This window comes from Dietzia sp. E1 (assembly GCF_014145015.1).
Classification (GTDB): Bacteria; Actinomycetota; Actinomycetes; order Mycobacteriales; family Mycobacteriaceae; genus Dietzia; species Dietzia cinnamea_A.
In genome coordinates this window covers 1-5,712 of record NZ_JAALDU010000105.1, presented here as the reverse complement: position 1 = coordinate 5,712, position 5,712 = coordinate 1, and the positions used below count along the sequence as shown (strand labels likewise).

The window sequence follows — 5,712 nt, the reverse complement described above, 5'->3', positions numbered from 1 at the left end:
CATCAGAACCCTGCTTTCCGAAGCACGTCCCTAACAACCCGATGCTAATTTCAATGAAGAAGTAAATTCCCGTCAGCCACGCCGAGATGGCCAGTCCCCACCCAGGGCCGCGCGCACCGTCCGTGTAACTGTGGCCTCCGTGTCCGTGAGTCATGAACCCCTCCTCCTGACCGCAAGGTCAGTTCTGGTGTGATTGCTCATCCCCACCGGGAGCAACCGGCAGGGCGAAATATGGTCGAAATTGAGGATCTGATCGGGTCAGTGCGAGTTAGTGCTCGCGTCTGGAGGAGAGCATCTCTGGTGGAGGTCATTGCGGCGGGGCGCTTCCTCGCTCGGTGGTGGCGGCGAAGTCTGTGGGTCGGGTGTCGAATACTCTCGCGCAGTGGCCGGAACAGAAGTAGTAGGTGTGGCCCTCGTGGGTGGCGCTGGCAGTGGCAAAGGCCGGGTCCACGCTCATGCCGCATACCGGGTCAGTGGCATGGGGAGTTGGCTCTGATCCAGGATCGTGGCGGTCGTCGCCGACTTCCACCACAGGTTCGGAGGCGAGCGACACCGCGGTGTCATCAGCGGCCCGTTCGGCAGTGAAGCCCCGGAGTCGGTTGGCGTTGACCACGACCGACAGGGAGGACAATGCCATCGCCGCAGCGGCAATCATCGGGCTGATGGATCCCAGGAGCGTGTAGTGGCGGGTTAATGGCCGTGGCCACCGGGCATTGCGAACATCATCAGGCCCATCATCGCCACGCACAGCGCGCCAAACACGATCACTCCGGTGCCTGCGACCCCGGTCACCAGCAGGACCCCGACAAGAACGAGCATCGGGACACAACACGCGAGCATCATCCAACGATGACCGGAGCGTCCGGGCTTCGAGGGCTCGGGCGGGTACTGCTCTTCCAGAGGCCCATCGCTGTAGGGGGAAGCCGACCCCGCAACGGGGGGCTGATCAGGGGGCGCGTCTAGTGGCTGGCGCCGTCGCTCCTGGGGTGATTGCTCGCTCATGAGGGGTGTCCTTTCCGAAGCGGGAGGCGGCCCAATTTCTTGTACAGTGGACAGTGCCCGGTCCCACCAGTGACGATCAGGTCCAGACCAGCCACGATCAACAACAGCTCCACGATCACCGCGCCCGTGGAGTCCGCCTGGCTGAGCAGAATTCCTCCGCCAACGACACCGAGAAGACCCAACACGATGCGAGCGCCCCTTTCGATAGGGGTGATGTTGATACTCCATCTCGCCTGCATCGTTTCCTCCTGGGTGCTCGATCCAGCCCCGAGTGCACGGGACCATTGATCGGTACACCCCCAATCTGCCAAGTGTTTGTGAAGGACGAACTGTCCTTCACGTGAAGGTTCGGCGAAGCCGGTACGGCGTGTGCCACAAGTGTGGGGAGATGCGCGCCTCAACGCGCTCAGCGGACGCGCGTCGTGCGGCCTGAATCGCGCTGGGTTGGTTGGAGTCTCTGGTGTGCTCTGTGTTCTCACTGGTGTTGGTGGTGTCGCACGGCGAGCCACTGGGCGAGGACGATGGCTAGGGCCACTAGCGCGGTGATGACGAGGGTGAACGGGTCCGATTGGCTCTTGGTGAGCAGGAAGGGCACCAGTACCGCGAGGTCAAGGATGATCGCGAGCAACGGGATCCAGGAGTTGGCGGCGACGTCGTTTTTGAGACGGCGGATGATCCCGAAGTGGATGGCAATGTCCATGGCCAAATACAAGATAGCGCCAAGGGAGGCGATCTGGGAGAGGTCGAAGAAGGCGGCCATCACGATCGCCAGCCCGGCGGTGATGTAGAGCGACTGATGTCCTGGCCGGCCGGGCAGGCCCGGGGCTTGGCCCATTTCTCGGAGCATGTCGTAGAGCTTCGAGACTGAGAATAGGCTCGCGATCAGTCCAGACAGTGTGGCGACCACCGCGATAAGCACGGTTATTCTCATGCCCCAGTCGCCGAACATCGGCTGGGCTGCTTCGGCCAGTGCGTAGTCGCGGGCCTCGATGATCTCTGGCACGGTCAGGCTCGCAGTGACTGCGACGGTGATCAATAGATAGAGCGCCGTGCACAGGGCGATGGAAATAATGATTGAGCGGCCGATATTGCGCTTGGGGTTCTTCAGATCCCCGCCGTGGTTGGTGATCGTGGTGAACCCCTTGTACGCCAGGATGCATAGGGTGACACCGGCGAGAAAGCCCACCCATCCCTGGTCTGGTGGCGTGCGTCCAGCGGCGGTAATGAGCCGGGGCAGGGAGGAGAGTCCCGCGGCGAGGATTCCCGCGATCGCCAGCACCGCGATGCCGACGATCTTGAGCGCTGCGGTGACCGTGGCAGAGCGCTCCACTAGTTGGTTGCCCACCAGGTTCACCAGTGCGGCGCCGGCGATGGCGAGGACGGCCAGCACCGGGACCCACACGTCGGAGTCCTGCATCCCGAACGGTCGCAGCATGTAGGTACCGAAGGTTCGGCCGAGAAGGGACTCGGCGAGGATCATCGACACGTACATGAACAGCGAAACCGAGCCAGCCACGACCCCGGGTCCATACGCGGCTTTGAGTTGCATCGCGATTCCGCCCGAGGAAGGGTTGGTGGCTGAGTAGCGGATGTAGGAGTAGGAGCTGAAGGCCACCACCACTGCCCCGGCAAGGAAGGCCCACGGCATCCACCCCCCGGCCAGCTCGGCGACCTGCCCTACCAGGGCGAAAATGCCCGCCCCGATCATCACCCCCGTCCCGAGCGCAACGGATCCAGTGAGGGTCAGTGAGTTCGAGGACTGGGCGCTGCGATCCATGCGGTACCGTACTTTCTTCTCGTCGGGCGGGGTTGGCGGTGTGCTTGCGGTCGGGTGCGCCGAGTTCAGCGGGCCAGGATCGTGCCCATCATGCCGAGGTCCTCGTGGTCGAGGATGTGACAGTGGTAGACGGTGCGGCCGACGATGTCGTCGAAGGCCACGCGGATGGTGACGCGGCCGAAGGCCGGAATGTTGACCACGTCCTGCCAGGTGGGTGACTCGCCGTCGTCGAGGACTTGCATGGGCCACACGTGCAGGTGCATTGGGTGGTCCATGGGGCTGGTGTTGGTCAGGGTCCATTCCTCCACAGTTCTGGCGCGGACCGTGATGTCGTTTCGGTCGGCGTCGAACTGTCGGCCGTTGATGGTGAACGACATCATCGATTCGGCTCCGCGCATCCCACGGCCCATGCCCATGCCCATGGCGAATTCCAGGGTTCGACGGGCAGTTACCGGTGCGGTGCGCAGGTCCCGCAGGGCCGGTCCTGCGGGCACGGGATCGGGTTCGTCCGCCGGGGGCCCAGTCACGTCCAGCGTGAGCAGACCGATCGGCTCGTCGTCCGCCGGGAACGCACCGGCCATGGGTCCGCCCATCATGCCAGGCATGGCGCCGCGGTCCACCGGGATGCTGAGCAGAGTGGAGGTGCCCTGGCGAGCGTCCACCAGGAGTTCGACTCTGTTTCCGGGAGCCAGCGTCACCTCGGTGAGGTCGACAGGTTCGGGTAGGCGGCCGGTGTCACGGCCGAGCAGGCGCAGAGACTGACCATCCAGGGTCAGGCGCAGGTAGCGGGACGGGCAGGCGTTGACGATCCGCCACTGCTCTCGCTCTCCCGGCGAAGCGGTGGCCCGGGGCCGAACCTGGCCGTTGACCATCACTATCTCGCCTTGACGGCCCATCATCTTCTCGGGCGGGGACGCGGCAGCCGGGTTGCCAGTGCCGTCGAGGGTGATGTCGGAGACGACCAAGGTGCGCTCACGGGACACCGGGACCGGCTCGGGGTCCTCAACAACGATCGCTCCGTAGAGTCCGGCCGCCAGTTGGTCAGCGACATGGCCGTGGTGGTGGGGGTGGTACCAGAAAGTCCCGGGCGGGTGGTCGTTTGGCAGGACGATTTCGTAGTCGAAGGACTCGCCGGGGGAGATGCTGACGAAGGGGTTGTCGCCATTGCCCTCGGGGGAGACGTGCAACCCGTGTACGTGCAGGTTGGTCGGGGTGTCGAGTTCGTTGGCAATCGCCACTCGGATCGTGTCTCCGCCCCGAACGCGCAGGGTGGGGCCTGGGAGTGTGCCGTTGAACGCCTGCACGTTTGCGTTTCGCCCGCCGATCTTGACCCGGGCGGGGGCGGCGACCAACTCCAGATCGAGCACACCGTCCCGACTGGCCACCACGTCCGGCTCGAGAAGGTCGTCACCACCGTCGGAGAAGCCACCACTGTTCGTGGTGTTGCCCTCACTGACGGTCCACCACAGGCCGGCCCCGCCCACGGCGGCGGTGCCGGCCCCTGCCAAACCCAGTGCGAGGAGCTGCCGTCGGGTCAGCTCGCTCACTGCCGTCCCTCGCCCAGAGTGTGTAGTCGCTCCCGGTACTCCTCGGTGGTTAGCTCTCCACGGGCGTAGCGTTCGTCCAGGATCTCTCGCGGCTGGCGCGGGCGTTCCCCGGTTTTGACATGCTCATGCCCTCCGGTCTGGCCCCGGCCGCCGGTGAACGCTTTCGCCAGGACGACGGTGACCACCACCGTGCCCAGAATGACCAAGAGCCAGAAGATCCACATCCAGCCCATTCCCGAACCCATCCCGTTGTTCCACATCATCGCGATCGTCCTTCGCTACTTCTCAGTCCCGAGCGTGTGGCCCGCCGGTGTCTGGGGGGTGGTGGCGCCGGGTGCGGGGCGTGGCGGTCGGTCTGGAGACCGTGGATCGGCATCGGCACCGAGGGTCTGGGTGTGGAGCAGCACGTGCAGGATTCAGCGATCGCTTCCAACGGAAGGTTACTGCGAGGCTGGATAGACATCTTCTCCTCTTCATACTCGTTGCTGGTGCTCACTGGAACACCTCCAATTATACCCCTATGGGGTATGTGGGGTAGGTGGTTGAACCCGGCTCACCCATCGATTGGTCCCTGGGTGTCTCACGCCTGGGGAGCGGTCCCTGTCAGGGCGACAATGAGGCAGAGCACGCTGGCCCAGAACACGCCCAGGCCAATGGCCACCACGGTTACACTCGCCCACTCCATACCGCGCCCCTGCCTTCCGGTCGAGTTCCACATTGGCCGGTACGCCCGCGTATTTGTGTGGAGATCAGGTGGAGGTCTGATCAAGAATTTCCGCTGGCGAGCTGACACTCAGGACAGGCTGGAACGATCGAGACCATGGTGGAGAACCCTCGTGCCCTCGAAGATGGGGGAAATTTGGGGAAGGGTGAGTTCGCAGAAACTACAGCTCGGCATCGTTTAGTGGCCCTTCATAGTGAAGGGCCCGTTTAGTGGAAGGTCTGCGTATTAGCTCCGGGCGTATTCGCGTCCACCGGCTGGTTGCACCAGATGTCGCGCACCATCTTGCGCACCTGCTGGCTGCCATTGTTCGTTTGTGCCGGTGGGGCCGCCAAAAACGAATCCGGCGAGACTCCCTCGTCCATGAACGTCGAATGTCAGGAAATTCAAACGTCGATCAATGACCACGGAAGAGTGTGCATTTTGGCTATTCCCGCGCTCGCCGGACGATTTTGGCCTGGCCTTTGGTCGAGGTCAGAATAGTGACTGGACCCCTCAGGCCTGATCGGCATTTCCGGCACGCCAGGTCTCCCACGGGATGTTCCAGTCGCCCAGTCCGTCGGTCCCAGGAAGTGTTGGTCCGACGGTATTGATGACTTCGACCACGTCGCCACGGTTGCTGTTGTTCTGGAACGACTTGGCGTAGGCGTCGGTGACATTGATAC

At 63.6% G+C, this 5,712-nt stretch carries 7 protein-coding genes; all 7 read right to left on the bottom strand.

Going from position 1 to position 5,712, the window contains the following annotated elements; genetic code table 11:
• Positions 1–307: 307 nt before the first annotated feature.
• On the bottom strand, positions 308–655 hold the full coding sequence (locus G6030_RS04790) for a YHS domain-containing protein (protein WP_096907174.1): 348 nt from the start codon (positions 653–655) through the stop codon (positions 308–310).
• Between the two features lie 35 nt (positions 656–690).
• Positions 691–819, bottom strand: a complete 129-nt coding sequence (locus G6030_RS16710; RefSeq protein WP_256385638.1) for a hypothetical protein — start codon at positions 817–819, stop codon at positions 691–693.
• Positions 820–998: 179 nt separating this feature from the next.
• The gene (locus tag G6030_RS04785; RefSeq protein ID WP_076599981.1) at positions 999–1,241 is read right to left on the bottom strand and encodes a DUF2892 domain-containing protein; all 243 of its coding nucleotides are present in this window, start codon (positions 1,239–1,241) and stop codon (positions 999–1,001) included.
• A 236-nt stretch (positions 1,242–1,477) separates the two neighbouring features.
• On the bottom strand, positions 1,478–2,779 hold the full coding sequence (locus tag G6030_RS04780) for an APC family permease (RefSeq protein WP_096905123.1): 1,302 nt from the start codon (positions 2,777–2,779) through the stop codon (positions 1,478–1,480).
• Positions 2,780–2,844: 65 nt separating this feature from the next.
• Complete coding sequence (locus tag G6030_RS04775; RefSeq protein WP_096905124.1) at positions 2,845–4,326, bottom strand: multicopper oxidase family protein; 1,482 nt, start codon at positions 4,324–4,326, stop codon at positions 2,845–2,847.
• Positions 4,323–4,589, bottom strand: a complete 267-nt coding sequence (locus G6030_RS04770; RefSeq protein WP_003862069.1) for an SHOCT domain-containing protein — start codon at positions 4,587–4,589, stop codon at positions 4,323–4,325. The genes G6030_RS04775 and G6030_RS04770 overlap by 4 nt, the downstream gene beginning before the upstream one ends.
• 667 nt (positions 4,590–5,256) lie before the next feature.
• On the bottom strand, positions 5,257–5,412 hold the full coding sequence (locus tag G6030_RS04765; RefSeq protein ID WP_156523497.1) for a hypothetical protein: 156 nt from the start codon (positions 5,410–5,412) through the stop codon (positions 5,257–5,259).
• Positions 5,413–5,712: the final 300 nt, after the last annotated feature.